22 protein-coding genes, 2 tRNA genes and 1 other annotated feature are annotated in these 22,114 nt (G+C 65.8%); of the genes, 12 read left to right on the plus strand and 12 right to left on the minus strand.

Annotated features, from left to right (window positions below; all coding sequences use genetic code 11):
* The 4 genes from BLT81_RS00810 (at position 1) to BLT81_RS00825 (ending at position 7,651) form a co-directional block, all read left to right on the plus strand.
* Entirely contained in the window at positions 1–2,535 is a 2,535-nt protein-coding gene (locus BLT81_RS00810; RefSeq protein ID WP_019193463.1) for an ABC transporter permease, read from the plus strand.
* A gap of 142 nt (positions 2,536–2,677) precedes the next feature.
* Complete coding sequence (locus BLT81_RS00815) at positions 2,678–3,424, plus strand: ABC transporter ATP-binding protein (RefSeq protein WP_040420714.1); 747 nt, start codon at positions 2,678–2,680, stop codon at positions 3,422–3,424.
* A 2-nt stretch (positions 3,425–3,426) separates the two neighbouring features.
* The gene (locus BLT81_RS00820; RefSeq protein WP_019193461.1) at positions 3,427–5,958 is read left to right on the plus strand and encodes an ABC transporter permease; all 2,532 of its coding nucleotides are present in this window, start codon (positions 3,427–3,429) and stop codon (positions 5,956–5,958) included.
* Between the two features lie 136 nt (positions 5,959–6,094).
* The gene (locus BLT81_RS00825; protein WP_019193460.1) at positions 6,095–7,651 is read left to right on the plus strand and encodes an MFS transporter; all 1,557 of its coding nucleotides are present in this window, start codon (positions 6,095–6,097) and stop codon (positions 7,649–7,651) included.
* A gap of 42 nt (positions 7,652–7,693) precedes the next feature.
* Here the strand turns inward: BLT81_RS00825 and BLT81_RS00830 are convergent, their stop codons facing one another.
* A complete protein-coding gene (locus BLT81_RS00830) occupies positions 7,694–8,095 on the minus strand; it encodes a FluC/FEX family fluoride channel (RefSeq protein ID WP_083337235.1) in 402 nt (133 codons plus the stop codon).
* Complete coding sequence (locus tag BLT81_RS00835; protein ID WP_019193458.1) at positions 8,050–8,376, minus strand: CrcB family protein; 327 nt, start codon at positions 8,374–8,376, stop codon at positions 8,050–8,052. The genes BLT81_RS00830 and BLT81_RS00835 overlap by 46 nt, the downstream gene beginning before the upstream one ends.
* Positions 8,377–8,472: 96 nt before the next feature.
* Here BLT81_RS00835 and pgm point away from each other — a divergent pair, with 96 nt between their 5' ends.
* The 5 genes from pgm (at position 8,473) to BLT81_RS00860 (ending at position 11,719) form a co-directional block, all read left to right on the plus strand.
* Positions 8,473–10,113, plus strand: a complete 1,641-nt coding sequence (pgm, locus tag BLT81_RS00840) for a phosphoglucomutase (alpha-D-glucose-1,6-bisphosphate-dependent) (protein ID WP_019193457.1) — start codon at positions 8,473–8,475, stop codon at positions 10,111–10,113.
* A 91-nt stretch (positions 10,114–10,204) separates the two neighbouring features.
* A complete protein-coding gene (locus BLT81_RS00845) occupies positions 10,205–10,678 on the plus strand; it encodes a MauE/DoxX family redox-associated membrane protein (protein ID WP_051011413.1) in 474 nt (157 codons plus the stop codon).
* Between the two features lie 45 nt (positions 10,679–10,723).
* On the plus strand, positions 10,724–11,470 hold the full coding sequence (locus tag BLT81_RS00850; protein WP_019193455.1) for a thioredoxin domain-containing protein: 747 nt from the start codon (positions 10,724–10,726) through the stop codon (positions 11,468–11,470).
* A gap of 75 nt (positions 11,471–11,545) precedes the next feature.
* Positions 11,546–11,618: transfer RNA gene (locus BLT81_RS00855), tRNA-Ala, on the plus strand.
* Positions 11,619–11,646: 28 nt separating this feature from the next.
* Positions 11,647–11,719, plus strand: a tRNA-Ala gene (locus BLT81_RS00860).
* Positions 11,720–11,991: 272 nt separating this feature from the next.
* On the opposite strand, the gene BLT81_RS13320 is transcribed toward BLT81_RS00860, so the two are convergent.
* The 4 genes from BLT81_RS13320 to BLT81_RS00885 all read right to left on the minus strand — a co-directional run bounded on the left by BLT81_RS13320 (position 11,992) and on the right by BLT81_RS00885 (position 14,421).
* Positions 11,992–12,204, minus strand: coding sequence for an integrase core domain-containing protein (locus BLT81_RS13320; protein WP_081582834.1), 213 nt, complete (start codon positions 12,202–12,204; stop codon positions 11,992–11,994).
* 125 nt (positions 12,205–12,329) lie between these two features.
* On the minus strand, positions 12,330–12,668 hold the full coding sequence (locus BLT81_RS00875; RefSeq protein WP_019193454.1) for a DDE-type integrase/transposase/recombinase: 339 nt from the start codon (positions 12,666–12,668) through the stop codon (positions 12,330–12,332).
* A gap of 6 nt (positions 12,669–12,674) precedes the next feature.
* Positions 12,675–12,965: an IS3 family transposase gene (locus BLT81_RS00880; protein WP_172812358.1), complete on the minus strand. Its 291-nt coding sequence runs from the start codon at positions 12,963–12,965 to the stop codon at positions 12,675–12,677.
* Positions 12,855–12,983: a sequence feature (AL1L pseudoknot), on the minus strand. Its footprint overlaps the gene before it by 111 nt.
* 358 nt (positions 12,984–13,341) lie before the next feature.
* On the minus strand, positions 13,342–14,421 hold the full coding sequence (locus tag BLT81_RS00885) for a GNAT family N-acetyltransferase (protein ID WP_019193453.1): 1,080 nt from the start codon (positions 14,419–14,421) through the stop codon (positions 13,342–13,344).
* 86 nt (positions 14,422–14,507) lie between these two features.
* Between BLT81_RS00885 and BLT81_RS00890 the strand changes: the two genes are divergently transcribed.
* Entirely contained in the window at positions 14,508–15,077 is a 570-nt protein-coding gene (locus BLT81_RS00890) for a TetR/AcrR family transcriptional regulator (protein WP_019193452.1), read from the plus strand.
* 7 nt (positions 15,078–15,084) lie between these two features.
* Here the strand turns inward: BLT81_RS00890 and BLT81_RS13325 are convergent, their stop codons facing one another.
* The 3 genes from BLT81_RS13325 to BLT81_RS00905 all read right to left on the minus strand — a co-directional run bounded on the left by BLT81_RS13325 (position 15,085) and on the right by BLT81_RS00905 (position 17,892).
* Complete coding sequence (locus BLT81_RS13325; RefSeq protein ID WP_081582832.1) at positions 15,085–15,432, minus strand: helix-turn-helix domain-containing protein; 348 nt, start codon at positions 15,430–15,432, stop codon at positions 15,085–15,087.
* Between the two features lie 193 nt (positions 15,433–15,625).
* Positions 15,626–16,957: an MFS transporter gene (locus tag BLT81_RS00900; protein ID WP_172812360.1), complete on the minus strand. Its 1,332-nt coding sequence runs from the start codon at positions 16,955–16,957 to the stop codon at positions 15,626–15,628.
* Between the two features lie 41 nt (positions 16,958–16,998).
* On the minus strand, positions 16,999–17,892 hold the full coding sequence (locus tag BLT81_RS00905; RefSeq protein ID WP_019193450.1) for an EamA family transporter: 894 nt from the start codon (positions 17,890–17,892) through the stop codon (positions 16,999–17,001).
* A 40-nt stretch (positions 17,893–17,932) separates the two neighbouring features.
* Between BLT81_RS00905 and BLT81_RS00910 the strand changes: the two genes are divergently transcribed.
* Positions 17,933–18,883, plus strand: coding sequence for a LysR substrate-binding domain-containing protein (locus tag BLT81_RS00910; RefSeq protein WP_231286563.1), 951 nt, complete (start codon positions 17,933–17,935; stop codon positions 18,881–18,883).
* Here the strand turns inward: BLT81_RS00910 and BLT81_RS00915 are convergent.
* A complete protein-coding gene (locus tag BLT81_RS00915; RefSeq protein ID WP_019193448.1) occupies positions 18,838–20,046 on the minus strand; it encodes an MFS transporter in 1,209 nt (402 codons plus the stop codon). The genes BLT81_RS00910 and BLT81_RS00915 overlap by 46 nt on opposite strands.
* Positions 20,043–20,927: an NAD(P)-dependent oxidoreductase gene (locus tag BLT81_RS00920; protein WP_019193447.1), complete on the minus strand. Its 885-nt coding sequence runs from the start codon at positions 20,925–20,927 to the stop codon at positions 20,043–20,045. The genes BLT81_RS00915 and BLT81_RS00920 overlap by 4 nt, the downstream gene beginning before the upstream one ends.
* A 198-nt stretch (positions 20,928–21,125) precedes the next feature.
* Here BLT81_RS00920 and BLT81_RS13030 point away from each other — a divergent pair, with 198 nt between their 5' ends.
* Entirely contained in the window at positions 21,126–21,311 is a 186-nt protein-coding gene (locus tag BLT81_RS13030) for a WYL domain-containing protein (RefSeq protein ID WP_019193446.1), read from the plus strand.
* Between the two features lie 279 nt (positions 21,312–21,590).
* Here the strand turns inward: BLT81_RS13030 and BLT81_RS13330 are convergent, their stop codons facing one another.
* Positions 21,591–21,872 carry a helix-turn-helix transcriptional regulator gene (locus tag BLT81_RS13330; RefSeq protein ID WP_083337236.1) on the minus strand — a complete coding sequence of 94 codons (282 nt, stop codon included), beginning with the start codon at positions 21,870–21,872 and terminating at the stop codon, positions 21,591–21,593.
* Between the last annotated feature and the right edge of the window lie 242 nt (positions 21,873–22,114).

Here is a 22,114-nt window from a genome sequence, read left to right on the forward strand (position 1 = left end):
ATGATGCGGGTGTCGGTGCGCAACGTCGCCGCTCACAAGCTTCGCTTGGCGCTGACGGTCCTCGCGGTCGTGCTGGGTACGGCCTTCATCGCGGGCTCGCTCATGTTCACCACGATGCTCGAGCGGACCTTCGACCAGGCCGTCGGCTCGCGTTACGACGGGGTCGACGCGGTCGTCCGGCCGGGGGAGGGCCAGTCCGGCGTGGAGCTTGAGTCGCTGAGTGAGGCACCGGAGGCTGACGCCGTGAACGCGAGTGGCACGACCGTGGTTGTTGCGGCGCGCGCGGACGAGACGCCGATCCAGACGGGGCAGGGCGTGTCCACGGTGCGCGTCTACTACGGGCCGGGCGAGGCGGTCGGGGCCGCCCCAGAGATCGTCGAGGGGGCCGCGCCCGCCGCCGTCGGCGAGGCCGCAGTCAACGCCAACGCCGCGGGCAGGTATGGCATCGGGATCGGGGAGGAGCTCATCGTCGTCGACCCGAACTCCCGCCGTGACTACACCATCGTCGGTTTTTACGACGACGAGCTCACCCCCTCCTCCTCGGTGGCGCTTGTGACCACGCCGGAAACCTACGGTGAGTTCTACCGCGAGGACGCGACGGTGCCCGAGGCGCTCGTCTCCGCCGCGGAGGGGGTCAGCGCCGAGTCGCTTGTCGACGCCCTGAGGGCCGCCCACCCTAGCTACGCGATCGATACCGGCGACGCCATCGCGCAGGACGCGGAGGAGGCGATTCGGGAAGGCCTGAACTTTGTCAGCTACTTCCTCGTCGCCTTCGGCCTCGTCGGCCTGCTCGTGGGCACCTTCCTCATCGCCAACACGTTCTCCATGATCGTCGCGCAGCGGACGAAGGAGTTCGCGCTGTTGCGCGCCCTCGGCGCGTCGCGCGGGCAGATTACCCGGTCTGTGTCGGCGGAGGCGCTGATCGTCGGGCTGCTCGGCTCGGCGGTCGGCGTGGTGCTCGGCACCGGCCTCGTCGCCGTGATCAAGGCCATCATGGGGGCCACCGGGATGGAGCTGCCGCCGGGCGGGCTGGGCCTGTCCGTCGACGCCGTCCTCGTCCCGCTCGTGGTGGGCACGGTCGTGACCATGCTGTCGGCGTGGGCGCCGGCGCGGCGGGCCGGGCGGGTCCTCCCCGTCGAGGCGATGCGCTCCGGGGAATCGGCGTCGCCGCAACCTCTTGCGGTGCGCACGTGGATCGGAGTCGCGCTCATCGTCGCGGGCGTGGCGGCAGCGGCCGCGGGCGTGGCGTGGGAGGATGGGACGGCGCGCAACCGCGCCATCCTCGTCGGCGTCGCGGCGGTGGGTGGCGTGGCGGGCCTGTTCCTGGCCGGCCCGGCGTTCAGCCTCCCCGTCGTTCCCCCGTTTGGGCGGGTGATCGGGGCGCCTTTTGGGAGCGTCGGAAAGCTTGCGGCGACGAACACGCGGCGCAACCCCCGCCGCACCAGCGCCACCGCATTCGCCCTCATGCTCGGCATCGCGCTCGTGGCCATCATCGGGATGCTGGGCGCATCGATGCGGGCATCTGTGGCGGAGATAACCCGCAGCGAGGTCACCGCCGACTTCGTGCTCACCGGGCCGTTGAACGCGCCGTTCCCGCTGCCCGCGCCACTGCCCGCCGAGGTGGAGGACACAGCCGGGGTCGCCGCGGTGGTTTCCTACAGCGAGGCGCCGGTGACCGTCGACGGGGAGTACAGCTACGCGTTCGGCCCTTACGGGGCAACCCCGGTGTTTTCGGCCAACCCGGCCGATATCTTCGCCCTCGACGCCGCGGAGGGGGAGATCGCGGTGGATGAGGACACCTTCATCGCGCCGCGCGACTACGCGCAGGAGCGTGGCTGGTCGGTGGGCGACACGGTGAGCGTGGCGGCGCCGGGGCTGTCCGGGGAATCCACCGAGGTGACCCTCGGCGGGACATTCGAGCCGTCCACCGTGATCCAGGGCGCGGCCATCAGCCGCGACACGGCGCTGAGGCTCGTGCCCGACACCGCGCTGACCATCCAGATGCTCGGCGTCGGTAGCGACGGCAGCCGTGACGCAGAGGAGCTGCGCGCCGCGCTCGAAGAGACGGCGCGGCCGTACATCGTGGCCCAGGTGCGCTCCCCGGAGGAGATGAGCGGGGAGATCGGCGAGCTCATCGACCACATGCTGTTCATCTTGTACGCGCTGCTCTCGCTCGCGGTCGTCATCGCGGTCCTGGGCATCGTGAACACGCTGACGCTTTCGGTCATCGAGCGCCGCCGGGAGATCGGCATGCTGCGCGCCGTGGGTACGCAGCGCGTTCAGGTGCGCACCATGGTCATCCTCGAATCCGTGCAGATGGCCGTCTTCGGAGCGCTCGCCGGAATCGTGCTCGGGCTCGGCCTCGGGTGGGCCTTCCTCACCGTGCTGCGCGAGCAAGGGCTGGAAACGCTTGTGGTGCCGTGGCCGCTGGTGGCCATCATGCTCGGCGGCTCCCTCGTCGTCGGAGTGCTCGCCGCGCTGTGGCCGGCGCAGCGGGCGGCAACGACCCCGCCGCTGGAGGCGATCGCCGACTGAGAGAAGTCGGGGACAACCCTGAGCAAAAAAATGGGGGCGAGCTTCAGGGCCTTCACCGATGTGTGGGAAGCCATGCGTGAGCGAGGCTAACAGTGCATGCGAAGAAGCAGCATGTTCCGCCTTCTCACAGAAAGGGATTCTCATGCCGTCTCCAGTGTCGGCCGCGCCGCGCTGCGCCGCCCGCGCCGTTAACCTTCAGAAAACCTACGGATCCGGCGACACCGCCGTCCGCGCGCTCGGCGGGGTCTCCGTCGAGTTCGAGGTCGGCAAGTTTACCGCGATTATGGGCCCGTCCGGCTCCGGGAAGTCCACCCTCATGCACTGCATGGCCGGGCTCGACCAGCCCAGCGGCGGCCATGCCTTCTTGGGCGAGACGGACGTGTCCACCCTCGACGACGCACAGCTCACAGCGCTGCGGCGTGACCGCGTCGGCTTCATCTTCCAGTCGTTCAACCTCGTGCCCACGCTCACCGCGGCGGAGAACATCATGCTGCCCGCGAGGATCGCAGGGCGCATGGTCGACCACGAGTGGTTCGGTGAAGTCGCACGGCGCTTCGGCATCGAGCACCGCCTGGACCACCGGCCCGCGGAGCTATCGGGCGGGCAGCAACAGCGCGTCGCGTGCGCGCGGGCCGTCGTGGGCAGGCCCGACATTATCTTCGGCGACGAGCCCACGGGCAACCTCGACTCCAACTCCTCGGCGGAGGTCCTCGGCCTGCTGCGCACAGCCGCCGACACGTACGAGCAGACGGTGGTGATTGTCACCCACGACGCACGAGCCGCAAGTTACGCCGACCGCGTCATCTTCCTCGTCGACGGTCAGCTTGTCGACGAGCTCAACGCGCCCACCGCGGAAGGCATCCTGACCATCATGGCGGGGATTGAGTAGCCATGAACTCCACACTCTTCCTCCTTAGCTGGCGCACCATCCGCGCCAACCTGACGCGTTTCATCCTTTCGCTCATCGCCGTCGTCCTCGGCACCGGCTTTGTCGCCGGCGGCTTCATACTTTCTGGGACGATGGCCTCCAGCTTCGACGACATCATCACCTCCCAGTTCCGCGGCGCCGACGTCGTCGTCCGCGCAGGGGAGGGCGCGCCCGTCGGCCGCGACGATTCTGCGTCGGTGCGCGGGCTCGCCGGAGTCAGCCGTGTCGAGGTTGTCGACGAGCAGCTCATCGCGCTGCTTGTCGACGACACCCCGGTGCGTACCGGCGGCGCCGGGGCGCACCTGTTTCCCTACACGCCCCAGGACCAGCGCGTCGTCGACAGCGGCGAAACGCTCGCCGAGGGACGCGCGCCGAGCGCGCCGGGCCACGCGGTTCTTAACTCCACGACCGCGGAGGACAACGGCGTGGAGGTCGGTGACGAGATCGTTGTCATCGATGACAACGGCCGCCACACGTTCACCATCGACGGGATCACTGACGTCGGCTTTGCTGTCGGCGGCTTCGCCGGGGTGGCCATCCCGCAGGAGCAGTATTGGGAGGAGTTTGCGACCGGCGAGAACGTCGGGATGCTCGCGGTCGACGTCGAGGACGGGGCCTCGGTTGACGACGTCATGCGGGAGATCGAGCGGGCCTTGCCCGGGGTGGAGGTCCTCACCGGGGAGCGCGCCGCCGAGAAAGACTCGAAGGATCTCCGGGAGGACCTGTCCTTTCTCACCTACGTCATCGGTGCTTTCGGCGTGATCGCGCTGCTCGTGGGCGCCTTCATCATCGCCAACACGTTCTCCATGACCGTCGCGCAGCGCATCAAGGAGCTGGCGCTACTGCGGGCGCTGGGCCTGTCGCGCCGCCAACTCACCGCGTCTGTCGTCACCGAAGCCGTTGTCATCGGCCTGGCTGGCTCCCTGCTGGGCGTCGCCTTCGGAGCGGGCCTGGTGGTGGCCGCCATGTGGGGCCTCGACGCCGCCGGGTTCGGCCTGCCCAGCGGCGGTCTGGCGGTGACGTGGCAGGCTGCCGTGGTGGCCCTGGGTGTCGGGGTGCTGGTGACGGTCCTCGCAGCGTGGGCTCCCGCCCGACGAGCAGGGGCGGTGCCGCCCGTGCAGGCGATGCGCTCGGGCGAGGCATCGTCGGACCAGCCCCTCCGCGCGCGTACCGTCATTGGCCTCGTCGCCCTAGTCACGGGTGTGGCCGCGACGGTGGCGGCCGTGGCCATCGACGCGGAGTCCTCCGTCCGGTTCGGTCTGCTGGGCGGCGGCGCCGTCGGCCTCATCCTCGGCTGGCTGCTGAGCTCGGCGTGGCTGACGCGCGCCCTGCTGAGCCGCGCCCCGAAGCGCGGCAACGTACTGGTCGCCCTGGCCGGGACGAACCTCGCGCGCAACCCGCGCCGCACCGCCTCGACGACCTTCGCCCTCACCCTGGGCGTGACCCTCGTGGCCGCGGTGAGCATCCTCGGCGCCACGATGAAGGACTCGGTGTACGGCGCGGTGGACGAAGGGCTGCGCGCCGACGCTGTGGTCAGTGCCGGGATGGTCTCCCCGTCCGGGGTCCCCGCCGCCCTCGTGGAGGAGATCGAGAGGCTCGACGTGGTCGCCGGTACCACGAGTTCGTTGTTCGCGCCCATCGGCATCGAAAACGTCGGTCCCGCCGAGGACCCGGTGACGGCCGTGGCGGCGGACGACCCATCCGTCGGGCTCAATATCGAGGTCATCGACGGCGACGTCGACCGGTTGCTGCGCGAGCCGGGTGTGGGGCTGCGCCACGGTCGGGCCGAGGACCTTAACCTGCGCGTCGGTGACATCGTTGAGGTGGCCTCGCCGCTCGCGCCGGAGCCCGTGCGCGTCCCGGTGCTCGCCACGTGGGACGACAACGAGGTCTATACCCAGGCGGCCGTCTCAGCGGTGACCGCGCGCGAGCTCGTGCCGGAATCGGAGTGGTTCCGCCAGCAGACGTGGGTGGCGTTCGAGGAAGGGGTGGACGGCCCCGAGGGCGTCGAAAAGCTGCGAGAGGTGGTCGACCCCTACGCGGTGTTTCAGGTCATGGACCGCGAAGAGTTCAAGGAAGCTAACGCAGGCGCGGTTAATCAGCTGCTCACGATCGTCTACGCGCTCCTGGCGCTGTCGGTGATCGTGGCGATCCTCGGGATCGTGAACACGCTGGCGCTGTCGATCACGGAGCGGCGCCGCGAGTTCGGCATGTTGCGCGCCGTGGGGATGCAGCGCGGGCAGGTGCGGGCGATGATCGTCCTGGAGTCGGTCGTCATCGCCCTGGCCGGGGCCCTGTCGGGCACGGTTGTGGGCGTGTGGCTGGGCTACGGTTTTTCCCAGGTCATGGCCGACGATGCCGCGCTGGACCGGTTCGTGATCCCCTACGCGCACCTCGCCGCGCTCATCGTCGGGGCGGTGCTGGTCGGGCTGGTCGCCGCGGTGATCCCGGCCCGCGCGGCGGCGCGGACGGCACCCTTACAGGCTCTCGGCTAACGGCGCAATACCAGGTGCGCATAAAAGGGGAGTTTAAAGGAATGAATAAACGGAGTGGGCCCTAGTCAGGTCCGTTACGCTCCGAATTACGACCGCCTTGGTTGCCACCAGGCCAATGCCCTGAAGGAGGCCCCCCTTGAGCACCACCAATGATAACCGCCCCCGCGCGGGCACCCACACTGGGCGCCCCGATCCAGCCACCTACCGCGGCGACGATATCCTACTCCTCGGCCTCGTGCTGAGTGTCTCGACCTTCTGGCTGTTCGCCCAGACGGCAAACATCAACGGCCCACGCATCCTCGCGGACCTCGGCCTGAACGAGACGGTCCTCAGCTCCGGTGTCGCCGCCTCCGGCGTGGTGTGTGGCATGATCATCGCCCTTGCGGGAAGCATCGCCGACCGCAACGGCCACGTGCGCATGGTCGTCGCCGGCAACATCGTCAACATCGTCGGCTCGCTCCTGGTGGCGCTGGCTCCCACCGGCGCGCTTGCCACCCCGTTCTTCCTCTCCGGACGTATTCTGCAGGGTGCCGCCGCCGCGCTCATCATGCCCGCGACTCTGACATTGGTGCGGACGTACTGGGAGGGCACGGACCGCCACCGCGCGATCTCGATGTGGTCGCTGGGCAGCTTCGGCGCCTCCGGTGTGACCAGCCTCTTCGGTGGCCTGCTGGAGCAGACCTTCGTCGGGTGGCGCGGCATCTTCCTCATCGGTGTGCTGGTCAGCGTCGCCGGCATCATCCTGGTGCGCCGCGCCCCCGAGACCCAGACCCCGCGCAGCGGCGTCCGCGGCCTCGACTGGGCGGGTGCGATTACCTTCGCGCTCGGCATCGCCGCCGTGTTCATCCTGGTAACCCAGGCCAGCAAGCTGGACTTTTCCACCGCGATTCCGTGGGTTCTCCTCGTCGGCGCCATTGTCATCTTCGTCATCTTCGGCGTCGTGGAGAAATCCAAGGGCAGCAAGGCCTTCCTCGATTTCGCGTTGTTCAAGAACCGCCAGTACAGCAGCGTGGTCACCACCAACTTCCTGCTCAACTCGATGGGTGGCTCCTTGGTCGTCTCGTTGTGGGTGCTGCAGAGCGGCTACGGCCTCGAGCCCGGTACCGTGGGCCTGCTCACCCTCGGCTTCGCGGCCGGTATCTTCACCTTCCTGCGCGTCGGCGAGAAGCTCTTGGGCGCCAAGGGGGCGAAGTTCCCGATCCTCATCGCCGCCGTCACGGTGCCGCTGTCGATGGTCTTCTTCGCCTTCACCTTCCTCCCGCGCACCGAGTACATGATCCTCAACGTCGTGGCGTCCTTCGCCATCGGCGCGGGTCTGGCGCTGTTCGCGACCCCGGGCACCGACGCCGCGCTGAGCGCGCTGCCCGCCGACAAGGTCGGCGTCGGTTCCGGCTTCTACAAGATGGCCTCCGCGCTGGGCAACGGCTTCGGTATCGCGATCTTCGCGGCGCTGTTCACCTCCCAGACCAACGGTGGCCCGCTGGCGGACTTCGTCGGGCAGCTCGTGCCGTTCGCCGCCGACGGCGAAGTGGTCGTGCGCCAGGCAGCCGCGGTCGCCCTGGGCTTTGGTGCGATCTACGGCCTCGTCGCGTTCATCTTCATCGCCCTGTGGGTGCCCGGACGGCCCGCAGCCTCCCAGGATAAAGAGGTTCCGCAGAAGGTCGAGGACGAAGTCGAGGCCAGCAACCCCTAAACGCCCGCTCATGCGGGCGCGAGCGCGGGCGGCGGCGAGACGTTAGCCGAACACCCGCTGGCCGTACACCACCCCCCAATAGGCCGCGACGACGCTGACGGCGGCGGTGAGCGCGACGGAGCGGGCGGCATCGCCCCACCGTCGCGCTTTCAGGTGCTCGCCGAGTTCCTTCGCCAACATCGGCCACGTGGACGCGGCGCCCGCGAACCCGGCGCCCGCCGCGAGCGCCCACAGCCCGGGCATGGCGCACGAAAACCCGAGTACAGCCGAGCCGATGACGTTCGAGGCCCACGTCCCAGGGTGGAAGGTATCCGCGTTGAGGTGCGACAACGCCCAGCGCGTCACCCCGCCGAGAAACCCGCCGGCCGCCACCGCGGCCAGAGACACGATAAGCGAGGTCATCGCCGCCCCCGCGCGGCCGACCGGGCGGCGTCGCCCGCGCACCACGCCGCAACGCAGGTGGAGAAGCTCAGGGCGAGCGTCAACGCTGCACCCCCGGCGCTCGACTGCGCCGCGGCGACGGAAATGGCGGAGAACGTGGAAAAACCGCCGAACACGCCCATGCCCCAGAACTTTCCAGGGGCGAGCGCGCCGAGCGCGAAGCACGCCGCGGCGTTGAGGAGGTGTGTCTCGACCCCGCCGAGCGGCGCGCCCGCGAGAAGGAGGTAGCGCACCGCCGAACCAAGGGCGGCTCCCAAGCCCACGAGCACGGCGTCTTTGAACACGCCTCCTCACCCTAGGCGCCCGCAGCGTGGCGGAAAAGCCGCGGCGCGGGGAAGATGGGGGAGGCGAGACCGTCACAACCCCCAAAGGAGTGCCCCATGGCTCACGAACGCGCAGGCAAGCCTGCCCGCCCCGAAGACCTCATCGACATCGCCGAAGTTGTCACCGCGTACTACACGCGCGAGATCGACCCCTCCGATCCCGCGCAGCAGGTGTCCTTCGGCACCTCGGGCCACCGGGGGAGCTCGCTCGACAGCGCCTTCAACGAGCAGCACATCTGGGCCACTACGCAGGCGATCGTGGACTACCGCCGCGCCAACGGAACCACCGGCCCGCTCTACCTCGGGCGCGACACCCACGCGTTGTCCGAGCCCGCGATGATCTCCGCGCTTGAGGTGCTCATTGCCAACGACGTCCCCGTGCGCGTCGACGCCGCCGGGCGCTACACCCCGACCCCCGCGGTCTCCCACGCGATCTTGGGACACAACCGCGGCGCGTCGTCGACAAGCACAGCCGACGGCATCGTGGTCACGCCGTCGCACAACCCGCCCCGCGACGGCGGCTTCAAGTACAACCCGCCGACCGGCGGACCCGCCGACGCCGAGGCGACGGACTGGATCGCCGAACGCGCCAACGCCTACATGTCCGACGGGCTGAGCGGCGTGAAGCGGGTGCCCGTTACCGGCGTCCTCGATGAGCGCGCCGAGCGCTACGAGTACCTGGCCACCTACGTGGCGGACCTGCCGAGCGTGGTCGACTTGGCGGCGGTGCGGGACGCCGGCCTGAGCATCGGCGCCGACCCGATGGGCGGGGCCAGCGTGGACTACTGGGGCGCGATCGCCGAGACCCACGGCCTGAACCTGGAGGTGGTCAACCCCGAGGTCGACGCCACCTGGCGTTTCATGACGCTCGACACCGACGGCCAGATCCGCATGGACTGCTCCTCGCCGAACTCCATGGCCTCGCTGGTGCGCAACCGCGACAAGTACGACGTGGCCACGGGCAACGACGCCGACTCCGACCGGCATGGCATTGTCACCCCCGACGCCGGCCTGATGAACCCGAACCACTACCTCGCCGTGGCCATTGACTACCTCTTCGCCCACCGCCCAGGCTGGGCGCGATCCACGGCCGTGGGCAAGACCTTGGTGTCCTCCTCGATGATTGACCGCGTCGTCGCCGACCTTGAACGCGAGCTCGTCGAGGTGCCCGTCGGGTTCAAGTGGTTCGTTCCCGGGCTTCTCGACGGCACCATCGGCTTCGGTGGGGAAGAGTCCGCGGGAGCCTCGTTCTTGCGCACCGACGGCACGGTCTGGTCCACCGACAAGGACGGCCTGATCCTGGACCTTTTGGCTGCCGAGATCACCGCGGTGACCGGTGTGACCCCCTCGCAGCGCTACGCGCAGCTGGAGGAGAAGTTCGGCGCCCCCGCTTACGCGCGCACCGACGCGCCGGCCACCCGGGAGCAGAAGGCGGTGCTGAAGAAGCTCTCGCCGGAGCAGGTGAGCGCCACCGAACTCGCCGGTGAGAAGATCACCGCGAAGCTGACGGAGGCGCCGGGCAATGGGGCGTCGATAGGCGGGCTGAAGGTGACCACTGAGAGCGCGTGGTTCGCGGCGCGCCCCTCGGGCACAGAGGATAAGTACAAGATTTACGCCGAGAGCTTCCGCGGCGCCGAGCACCTCACACAGGTTCAGGCCGAGGCGCAGGCGCTGGTCGCGGGTGTGCTGGGGGAGTAGGAGGTTACCGCCAGCAAGTGGCCACCCGATCCACAGGTGACGCAGATATGCTGCTGGTTCGTCGTGGGCTAAAGTCGCGTATGTGACAACGATGGAACGACCCGCACCGACCTCCCCGGCGACCCGGGAGGTGGTGCTCGACATACTCTCCGCGGCGGCCCGCTTTTTCATGGCCTACATTTGGCTATCCGCGGGGGTGTCGAAGATCGGCGTGCACATGGATGTCACGCAGACGATCATGGCCTACGAGATCTTCACCCCGGCGTGGTCGGACCTGCTGGCCCACCTCATCGGGCCGCTCGAGATCGGTGGGGGGCTCCTGTTGCTCCTGGGTATTAAGCTGCGGCCCGCCGGGTGGGTGTCCATCGGTGTGCTCACCCTGTTCATCATCGGGCTGGCCTCGGCGTGGTCGCGCGGCCTCGTCATCGACTGCGGCTGCTTCAGCCCGAGCCCGGAGGACACCGGCACGAACTTGCTGGTCACCATCGGCCGTGACGTGTGCTACATCCTGATCACGCTGTTTATGATCTACCGCCCCTACAAGAAGTTTGCGCTCTACCCCTAGAATCGGTACGTTCGGCTGATTCCCGAGAAGAAGAGGTACTCACACGTGACCACACGCAAGGTAACCAACCCCAACGAGAAGAAGGGCGGAGGCTTCATCTGGGCGATTGTCGCCGTAGTGGCGATCGCCGTGCTCGTCATCGGCTTGGTCGTCTACAACGGGCGCAATCAGCGCGACGAGGCGATGGCCGAGAGGATGATCCCGGTGGACGGGCTCGAGGTGGGATACACCGAGGGGGACGAAACGCTGGTGCTTTCCGGAGGCCAGAACACCGACGCCCCAGTGGTCGACCTGTTCGAGGATTTCTCCTGCCCGCACTGCGCGGACCTGGCGAAGGAGACCGACGAGGAGATGCTGGAGAAGATCCGGGCGGGCGAGCTTGAGGTCCACCTGCGCCCCATGACCTTCCTCGACGGGCAGGGGGAGAACTACCAGGTGGGCCACTCCACCCGCGCGCTCGCGGCGGAGCTCGCGCTCGCCGGGCACAACGACGTCGCGGCGATGTGGAACCTGCGCGTCTACCTCCTGGAGAACCAGCAGTCCGCGTTTAACAGCCTCGACGCCGACGGTTTCGCTGACCTGGCCCGCGACTACGGCGCCAGCGACGAGGCCGTCCAGGACATCCGCGACGAGGCGTTCCTGTCCACCGCCGAGGAGATGGGCAAGGCCAACCTGGACTACCAGAACGAGCAGACCGGAGAGGCGTACAGCCCCCGCGTGATGAAGGACGGCCAGGATCTCGAGATCCCCAGCGGCGACATCAACGACTGGGTTGACGCCGCGACCGCCTAACGAGGCGATTTGGTCGCCCCGCCGAAGCGCAGGTATATTAACCGAAGTTGCCTGGGCCTCGCCGCCCGGCGCGGCGGGGCTATGGCGCAGCTGGTAGCGCACCACACTGGCAGTGTGGGGGTCACGGGTTCGAATCCCGTTAGCTCCACTCCCACAACTTCATATCGTTTGCATACGGGGCTATGGCGCAGCTGGTAGCGCACCACACTGGCAGTGTGGGGGTCACGGGTTCGAATCCCGTTAGCTCCACCGCACGCACAAGGCTCGAACCCTTGCCATCTTCGATGGTTTCGGTTCGGGCCTTGTTGCTGTCTTGGGCCCAGGCGAGGCCGTTCGAGTTGATCTGGAGAAAAGGCATTTCGAAGGGTTTGTTGTTCTCCACGTAGAGTCGGTCGTCTTCGTCGGTGTAGATTGTTCAGAAGACCGAAATGGTAGCGGTGTGGTGAGTATCTGGTAGCGCCTGAGTGAGTACCCGGTAGCGGTATCTCACTCAGGCGCTACCGGTTGTTATGCGTTGGTTGTCAAGCCCCGGGTTTTGTAGAGGGTCCTATTGTTGTTGATGAGGCCGTTTGGGTGTTCGCGGTGGTGTATTCCTGATGGGCCTCGCAGGGTGAGCGGTACCCCAGCGCCGAGTGCACACGACGGTTGTTGTACCAGCCGACCCATGTCGACGTCGCGACGAGAACATCTCGCAGCCCCGGCCAGGGGCCGGGTCCTATGGTCGATGAGTTCAGCTTTGAACACTGAGTTCAGCGCTTCTGCCATCGCGTTGCCGTAGGAGTCTCCCCGCGAGCCAACCGAAGCGATAACCTGCGACTGAGCCAAGGTCTCTCCGTAGACAACCGACCTGTACTGCACGCTACTGTCTAAAGTGATGGATCAGACCGGAGACATCTTCACCGGCGCGCAAGCGCGCTGACAAGGCCATCTCGAGTGCGTCTTTAGCCAGTGACGTGCGCATGTGGTTGGTGATCTGCCAGCCAACAATCTCCCGGGTATACGCGTCGAGGACGAACGAGGCGTACACCCATCCGGCACGCGTGGGGATGTATGTGATATCCGCGACCCACAGCCGGTTCGGCGCATCGACACAAAAGTCGCGCTCGACCAAGTCGACTGGGCAGTTATCGGGGGCAGCGCTGCGGGTGGAGGGCTTTTTCTTCCTGCGCCGGATACCACGGATGCCTTCGAGTGCCATGAGGCGCTAGGCGGTGCACCGGGCGAGGTGACCGACATCGCCTCGGCGGTTGATCTCGGCCCATAGTTTGCGCGCTCCATAGCAGGAGTAGTTGTCGTCATAGATGGCACGCAAAGTGTTGCGTAGTTGTCGGTCGCGGATAGATCGAGATGATTCAGGCCGGGATTTGTAGGCGTAGTAGGTGCTCAGGGCGATTGTCGCGTTGGTTGCTGAAAGGGCGCGAATAATCGGTTCGACCCCGAACTCCTCCCGGTTGTCGTCGATGAACCGGACGACTACGTGTGTGGGCGCTCGCACTCCGCCGCGAAAAAAGCTGATGCTCTTTTCAAAATCTCGTTGGCGCGCTTCGCTTCAATCAGTTCAGCTCGCAGTCTGCGGTTTTCTGCTGCACAATCCACCGATTCCGCCCGGGGTTGCCGCACTGGATTGTTTATGAGCGCGGACCCAGCCGCGCAGAGTTTCCTTGACTGATTCCGAGTTCGACAGCGATGCGGGATATCGCACCACGAGACGTAGCAGGGTCAGCTTGCGCGTGCAGCACCAGTTCGATGGCGCGCTGCCTCAACTCAGGCGTGTACTTCGAGGGCATGTGTAGGGCTCCTTTTCCAAATTCCTACCCTCTATTAAACCCGGGGCGAACCACGTACAGGGAGCATGAAAGTCAGACTCCCGATCATTGGCGCATGTTCTCGGAGGCAAGTCGCGCGTAGATGAGGGTGTCGGTCCATTCGCCCTTGCTGAACCAGTCCTGGACGTGATGCGCTTCGAGCCGGAACCCGACACGACGAGCGAGTGCTGCCGAGGCGCTGTTGCGGGCATCCATCTGCGCGGTGACGCGGTGGAGCTTATAGTGGTCAAACCCGAGGGCGAGTACTGCTCGGACGGCTTCACTGGCGAAACCTTGCCCACCGTGCGCCGGGTCGAGAACCCACCCGATCTCGCCTTGACGGTGCTCCTGATCGGTGAGCCAGAGGGCGACGTCTCCGATCGCGTCGCCACCATGCTCGATGACCAGAGCAAGCGCACCAGTCTCGCCATCGAGGCTGGTCTTCGCTAGCCGCTCGGCGAGCTTTTCGCGGGTGACTTCCGCTGTCCATGGCTCGTCCAACAGGTAGCGGGCAACGTCGGGTCGCGAGTACAGCTCGTAAAGCCATTCGGCATCGTCAGCGTTATGTGGACGGAGATGGAGTCGCTCCGTCACCAACGGCCACTGGGCGCTGGGTATGAGATCGCGCCGGTAGTGGATCAACTCCTCGTGCTGTCCTGCGGGTGTGGTCCCGACGGATCGCTCGACCTCATTAAACCCTGCGGTCGTCAAGCATCGCTGGGAGGGCTTGTTCTCCGGGAGTGTGCGTGCCGTCAAGGTTCGAAGTCCACTGTTGTGCGCGAAGCGCGATGCCAGCTCCAGGCCGCGGCGAGCATGCCCCTCTCCGCGTGCATCGGGATGAATCCAGAACCCGACCTCGGCAGCCTCGGAGCTGACGTCGAAGAGTGCCAAGGTGCCCACGAACCGGTCCGTCTCGGCGTCGGCAAGGGCGAGGACTGCCAGCGTGCCTGACGACATACCCGCCGCGACCTCTTCGCGGATCATCCGTCGCACGGACTCGGGGGTGTAGTCGGGCTCGGGCAGGTGACCGAAGCGCCGCACGGCCTCATCTCTGGTGCCGGCCGCATACGCGTCTGCGTCTAGCTCGTACAGGGGACGTAGGCGAGTGTTCTCCAGCGTGATCGGAAGGGTGGTGGCATCCAGCATGCGCTAAACCTAACATAGAATGGATAGCTAACACAAGCGTGTTTGGTTAAGCTGGTGGGGTGAGCTACTGGGAACACCGCAAACCTGTGCAACGCTTCCGTGCTGTGGACATCGTGGAGGTTGCGAGGGCATCGGTGAGGCTGCTGGACGAAGGCGGGTTGAGGGCCCTCACCCTGCGGTCCGTGGCGCAACAGGTGGGTGTCGCTCCAGCCAGCCTGTACTCCCGCGTGGAATCCGTCGACGATCTGTTCGACCTCGCCCTCGACACAGCGCTTGCAGACGATCCCGTGATGTCCGAGTCGATACGCAACGCTGATCTGCCTGCCCTGATGCAAGCATTCTTCGCGCACCTCATGACCCACCGGTGGGCCGGCCAGGTCATCGGCATGCGCGCACCCAGGGGCCCCGCCTACCTGGCTCTTTCCGAGCGGATGTGCGTCTTGCTCGAACAAGCGGGTACCCCGGATCCGCTGGGGAGTGCCTACCGCTTGTCCAACCTGGTGATCGGCGCCTCCCTGACCGCTCCCATGGCGCCAGACGAGAAGCGCATCGCCATCGACCCTGAGCGAGCCCCCACTTATGCGCGACTCCACGCGACGCACCACATCAGTCCGCACGAGATCCTCGCCGACGGCATCGCGGCACTCCTGTCTTGAGGGGACCTTATGATTCGGGGCTGCCCTGTGCTGCTGATGGCCATTGGCTAGTGCCTGTGAGAGATCGCGCAATCGCAGTGCGCCGATAATTGGAAGGGCTCATCCCGACGGTGGCCTTGAACTGCCGAGTTGCGTGGCCTCGATTCTTCCACCCCACCTGCCGTCCGATGGTCTCCACTGATCCATCCGACTCCCGGAGTAGCCGCGCCATCTCAGCAGTCCGCGCTCGACCTAGCCAAGTGAACGGAGACATTCCGACATCCTGGGTGAACGCCCTATGCAATGCTGAAGGAGAGAGACTCACCATCGCTGCGAGCTCGGAGATCCTCCATCTTCGGCTCGGATCCCTACGTATCGCGCTGGTGAGCTGGGAAACCTCTCACCGAGTGGTCCGAGAGTTATCCGACGAGCCGAGGTCTGCCCCGCACGGCGCAAGCCTTGTGACGTCGTTCATGCGCTGTATTCGCTGACTATTGGATGGCAGGTGAGCCCCATGCGAGACGAAGCGCAGTCCCCTTGCGAGCCCAGCACCTGGTGCTGGAGCGAGGTCATTTGGTTGCGATGCGGCGGCTGAGGGGAATTGTCACGAGCGCAAAAGCCACTGTTGTGGCGAGAATCCAGGTGACGCCTTCTGTGAGTCCACCCTCGTGTGGCTGGGCTGTGGCGATGATGGCGGTGCCGATGCCTGCGATCAGCGCGGTGGCGAGGGTCTGGGCCATCTGGATGGTGCCGCTCATGGCTCCGGCGAGGGCTGGATTGGTCTCGGCAAAGGTCTGGGCTGTTGTGGCGTTGTAGGCCAGGCCCATTCCGAATCCGCCAATGGCCCAACCCGCTGCGGCAACGGTGATCGGAACGTCGGAGATGAGCAGGGTGGTTGTGATGGTCGCGATGCCTGCCGTCAACAGGACCAGCCCTGTTGCAGTGTCTCCTTGCCGGGCGTGAGTTCCGGCCTTCTTCTCGTGGTGGCTTTGGACCAGAGATCCTGCCGCCCATACGAGCGCACCGGCTGCCAGAGTCATGCCTACCATCGTCAGGCTTGCGTCTCGCAGCTCGGTCATGGCCAGGGGGAGGAAGACCTCGATACCGAAGAACGACAACGACAAGGTGGCGCGGGTGGCGATCCCAGCAGGGACCCCACGTCGCGCGGTCAGCGTTCCCGGCGGGGTGACCCGCTGCAGAGCAACGATCAGCCCGACGCCACCAGTGATAGTCACCAGGCTGGTCCAGAGTCGGTCGCGCATCTCCAGCCCGATAAGGAACACCCCCGACGACACAGCAAGAAGCAGGCTGAAAGCCACCTGGCGTGCAACACCTCCCGCCGGTTCATGAGTGAAAGTGGTCGCGCTGGTGGCGTGCATTCCGGCAAGGAGCATCACGATCCCGACCAAGACAAGGGGGACCAGGAGCCAGAACAACCATCGCCAATGTGCAGCCTCAGCGAGAGCGCTTGCCACTAGCGGCCCCACCAACGCTGGTACAGTCCAAGCACCTGACAGGAGCGCGAGCGCCCGTGACTTGAGCTCGTCGGGGTACGCCAGAGCGATGAGCAGGTACGCCATCGACAAGATGGCACCTACTCCAAGCCCTTGTACGATGCGGCCGACTAGAAAGAGCGTCCAGGTGGTGGCAAGCGCCGACATCACCAATCCAGCGATAAACACGGCGAAGCCAGTCAAGATCGGGATACGCGGACCGTTGGCATCTGCCAGATAGCCGGCGATCACGGTGCCAGCCACGCTCGCCAACATCAGTGCAGAAACGGCCCAGCCGTAGGTGGACATCCCGCCCAGCTCAGCAGCGATGCGCGGCAGCGCGGTGGTAACGCCAAGGCCATCGAACGCAACGACTCCCACCGACACGAGGAGTGCGGTCGTGAGCACTCGCAAAGCAGGGGAGAACACCCCCGAAGCGTGGACCGTTATCATGCAGCTTCCCTTCGGCTGGGAGCGGGCAACTGGCCTGCCACAAGTGCGGTGAGTGCGACAGCAAATCCACCCAGTTGCAGGAGGGTGAGAGACTCCCCCGCGATGAGCGCGCCCAGCAGTGCAGCCATCAGCGGCGAAAGCAGCCCCAGGAGCGCGGTGGGCGTGACGGACAGACGACGGATGCCGGCGAACCAGATCGTGTATGTGAGCAGAGCGCCGATTAGCCCGAGCCAGGCGTACCCGGCCCAGGCACCGACGTCGACCCTCTCGGGAATGCCATCTAGGACGAGCGCGGGGATCGCGAGAAGGAGGCCTGCCGAGGTGAGTTGCCAGCCGGCCAGGCCGATAGCGCTCACGTGTTCGGGGCGTCCCCACTTCTTCGTGAGGACGACGCCGGTCCCCATCGAGGCGGCGCCAGCCAGCCCGGCAAGGACACCGAGCGGGTCGAGTGCCGCGTCGGGGCCCAGCACGACCATGCCGATCCCGATCATGCCGGTGATACCCCACCCCAGGCGCCAACCAGATAGTCGCTCGTGAAGGATCACCACAGCCAGGAAAGCGATCACGATGGGCTGGACAGCTCCCAGCGTCGCGGCAACTCCTCCAGGTAGCCGCTGTGCAGCGATGAACAGCAGAGGAAAGAACGCCGCCATGTTCAACCCACCGAGTACGAGGCTCTTCCACCACCAGCATCCGCGTGGCAGTTGGCGAGACAGGGCAAACGCGATGAGTCCCGGTGGGAGAGTGCGCATGAGAGCGGCGAAGACCGGGTGCCCGTGAGGCAGGAGGTGCGTGGTGACGATGTAGGTCGTTCCCCACACCATCGGCGCCACCGCAGTCAGGGCAACCCACCCCGTCTGCTGTCTGCCGGACTGGTTGGTTGCTGTCATGCCCTCAAGTCTGCTGCTGAATCGAGTATGAGTCCAACACATGCTTGTCATTGAAGCCATGCATGGGCATCATGATTGTATGGAATTGCAGCAGATGCGGTATGCGGTCGCCGTCGCGGAAGAACGCAGTTTCACCAAGGCGGCGGAACGATGCTTCGTGGTGCAGTCGGCGCTGAGTCATCAGATCAAGGCGCTGGAACGCGAGCTTGGCGTGCAGTTGTTCGCGCGTACATCGCGTCGTGTCGAACTCACTGCGGCGGGAGAAGTCTTCGTGGCCGCTGCGCGGGACGCGTTGCAGGCGACTGAGCGGGCCATGGCGGATGCTGCGGCTGCCGACGGGCAGGTCCGTGGAACCCTCTCCATCGGCGTGATTCCGACCATCACGGCTGTTGACGTTCCGCGCGTGCTGGCGTGCTTCCACAACGCGCACCCCGCAGTCCAGGTACGCCTTCGGGGCGGGGGCAGTGAACAGTTCATCAGCGACATTCGTGCGGGGCGACTTGATGTGGCCTTCCTCGGCCTCGCCGAATGTACGCCGCCCAACGGGGTTTCCTTCCGGGAGTTGTCCCACGAGGCACTTGTTGCAGCGCTACCTGTGAGTCATTGCCTGGCGCGTCGGAAGCGCCTGAAGCTCGCCGATCTTGCCGGTGAGGTTTTTGTTGACTTCCCGAGTGGATCCGCCGGGCGTGCCCAGGGCGATCTTGCCTTCCAAGCGGCGGGGCTACACCGCGAGGTCGCCTTTGAAGCCATGACCACCGACTTGATCGTTGGTCTCATCCGCAGCGAGCTTGCAGTCGGAATGCTCTCTGCCGATGTCGTTCCGCATGACTCAGGCGTGCTCGTCGTCCCACTCGATGATGGCCCCCGGAGGATCGAGTACCTGGCCTGGAACGAGTTCAACCCCAGCCCCGCCACCCGAGCCTTCCTGGACGCCATCCCACACGATCACGCGGACGCCGCGACCGACTCCTCGGACACACCCGCTTTGTGACGGGGCCCCGACGGGAACGCACCTCGGCACAGCATCACCGCCACAAGAGCCGCAAGTGTCACAATGCCGGCTGCGACGGCGATCCCTAACGTTCCCGTTCTGGCAAGCAACACTCCGCCTGCCACTCCGCCGCCCGCGACGCCCAGATTGAACACCGTCACGAACACCGACTGAGCGGCATCGGTATGTTCCCCGGCGCGATCAGCTAGGGCTGTCTGGAGCAGGACGGGCGCTCCGCCGAAGGCAAGACCCCAGACCATTACCGCTGCCACCGGCAGCACGAGACCAGGATCGCTGACCGCCCACGCACAGCCAGAGCCGATCATCGCAACCAGGCTCAGGAGAGTGGTGGTCCGCAACGCATGATCGATCACCGTGCCCACCAGGGCAATCCCCGCCATGGAGGCGAGACCGAACAGCGCCAGGCCAATGTCCAGGCGCAGGGGGGAACCCGCCAGTAGCGGGGCCGCGTAGGTATAGGGCATGTTGTGCGCCAAGATCCATGCCGCGGTCACCCCCAGAATGATCCCGATCCCCTGGAGCCGGATCACCCGTGTCAGTGGCGTGCGCTGGCCAGATCGCAACCCGGCCACGTCGGGAACCTCTACACCGATCCACAGGGCGAGGCCGAGGGCCGCCGCAGAAATCACCACGAAGACCCAACGCCAATCCATCACCGACGCGGCGAAGGCTCCCAGCGGAACCCCACCAGCTAATGCGACCGGCTGGCCGACTCCGGTCACTGCCAGCGCGCGCCCCTGCAAGGCGGGTGCCACCAGCCCACGGGCATAGCCTGCGAGCACACCCCAGACCAGTGCCGCAGCCGCGCCAGCCACCAAGCGCGCTACCAGAATCACGGGATACCACGGGGTGATCGCCGTGATGAAGTTGAAGATTCCCAGCGTCACCACCGCCATCACCAGGACGCGCTTGCGACTCATGGACCTCGTGGCTGACACCAACGGAATCGCCGCCACGACCGATCCCAACGCGTACAACGTCACAAGCTGACCCGCGGCCGACTCCGAGACCCCCAAGCCTGCAGACAGCTCCGGCAGCAAGCCCGCCGGAATAGTCTCGGTGAAAATCGCTAAGAAGCCTGATGCCGACAATGCGAGGAGAGCACCCCACGGCAACCGATCACGTACGTCGGTCCCGCTCATGCCTGCCCCGAGAGCTTGCGGTGCCGCTGCGCCTCGGCCAGCACTGACCAGTCCTTCTCGCGCAGACCGGACTCCAACACCTCACCCAAGAGATCCGACAGCAGGTCGGCCACTGGGAGCTGGAGGCCATTGGTTCGTGCCAGTCTACGAGCCAAGTCCACATCCTTGCGGCCCAGCGCTGGCGTAAATCGGGCCGGCTCGAAACGTGACTCCGCAATCATCGCGCCATACATCGCATGCACCGGCCCCGACATGATCGTGCAGGTGTAGATCTCCATCGCACGGCGCCCATCGCCACCGGCGCGCTCCACCAAGCTGGCAGCCTCGGACAGTGACTGAATCGCCGCCGCAATCAACACCTGACCCGCAACCTTGACCACATTCGCCTGGAACGCGTCCTCACCAACCGGCCACAATCCGGCACTGATCGCGTCGAGGAACGGGGACACCCGCTCAAGATCCTCAGTCCGGCCCGCCGTGACCAGATTCAACTTCCCCGCCTCAGCCACCGGCACACCACCGAACATCGGTGCTGCCACGTAACCCACCTGACGCGCCGCGTGAGCATCAGCCGCCTCCCGAGCCAACACAGGGCTGATCGTCGCCAGATTGACGTGGACGCTCCTCGCTACTCCCATCGAGCTCAGAGTCGATTCAGCCAGGAACACCTCTCGGACCGCGTTGTCATCGGACAACACCGACAACACAACGGGAGCGCCGCAACCATCCCTTGGATCCATGGCCCGAGCCGCACCTGCGTCGAGCAACGGTTGCAGGCGCGCCGGGTTACGATTCCACACGCCCACCGTGAAACCCTGGTTCAGCAAGTTCAACGCAATCGGTGCACCCATCGACCCGGTGCCTGCAACCACTACATCCATGCCGAGTTCCCCTTCAAGATCGTCAGTGGCCCGCGACGTTCAGGCCTTTGCCTTCAAGAGTGGTGGCCAACACATCGGTGAGTCCAACACATGCTTCTCATCGCAGCTATGAACCACCGTCATGAATGCAGATGCTCCGCCCTTCGAGAGCTGAGGCAGCTACGGCCTGGCCGGAAATCTCCGCCCACAGGAACGTGTATGGATCGGCTCCGTCGAACTCCAGGGCACTACAGTGACTCCAACGGCACAACGACCAGCAGGCGCGTCAACCCGCATCACGTTGTCTCCTTCGGCCAGCGGCTCTACCTCATCGCCCACGACCTGGCCCGGGCCGACTGGCGCATCTTCCGCATCGAGGGCGCCAGCAACCCACAACGAACCTGACAAACCTTCACACCAAGGCCCTTGCCCGTGGAGGACCCGGCCGAGTATGTCCGCAGCCGACTCTACGAAGCATGGACCATCTACGAGGTCACCGCCACCGTGCAGGCATCCGCAGAACGCGTGCAAGAGAAGCTCGGTGGCTGGGGCGAGGCAACGCCGGTCAATGAGCACTCTTGCGCCGTCCGGGTTCCCGCCAGCGACAGAGACTGGACAACCTTCGCCCTCGCCACACTCCAGGGGCTGGCCGCAAAGGAGGCATATGTGTCCTCCTGTTCGGTTTTACTTCTTGCGATACTCGGAGGGCGTTATCGCTGTTCGTGCTTTGAACTGCCGAGAGGCGTGGGTTCGGTTCTTCCATCCCGCGCGCCTTCCGAACACTACTAGCGCGTCGATTGTTTCCTGTAAGAGGCGCGCCATTTTCGCTACTCGAATCTGATTTAGCCAAGCGATGGGTGTCGCTCCAACGTCATTCGCGAATGCCCAATGCAATGCTGATGGGGACAAACACAACATTTCTGCCAGCTGGGCGATTATCAACCGTTGACTCGGATCATTGGACATTGCCGTGAGTGCAGCCTCGATCTCCGGCCTCGCCCTGCGGGGGCGGCCAGGGATTTCGCGCTTTTGGAGTAGGGTCACGGCGGATTGCAGGCTTTTCGAGCGCAGCAGTGTGTATGTTTTGGATGAGAGCAATGTAGGTTCTCGATAAGGTCAGGTCCGTGAGAACCCGGCAGCTCGACATTGGTCGCGCTCGACCGATCATTGGCGAGAGCATGTATACGCACATCCAGGGCTGCATTCAA

This window comes from Corynebacterium timonense, from assembly GCF_900105305.1.
GTDB classification, from domain to species: domain Bacteria; phylum Actinomycetota; class Actinomycetes; order Mycobacteriales; family Mycobacteriaceae; genus Corynebacterium; species Corynebacterium timonense.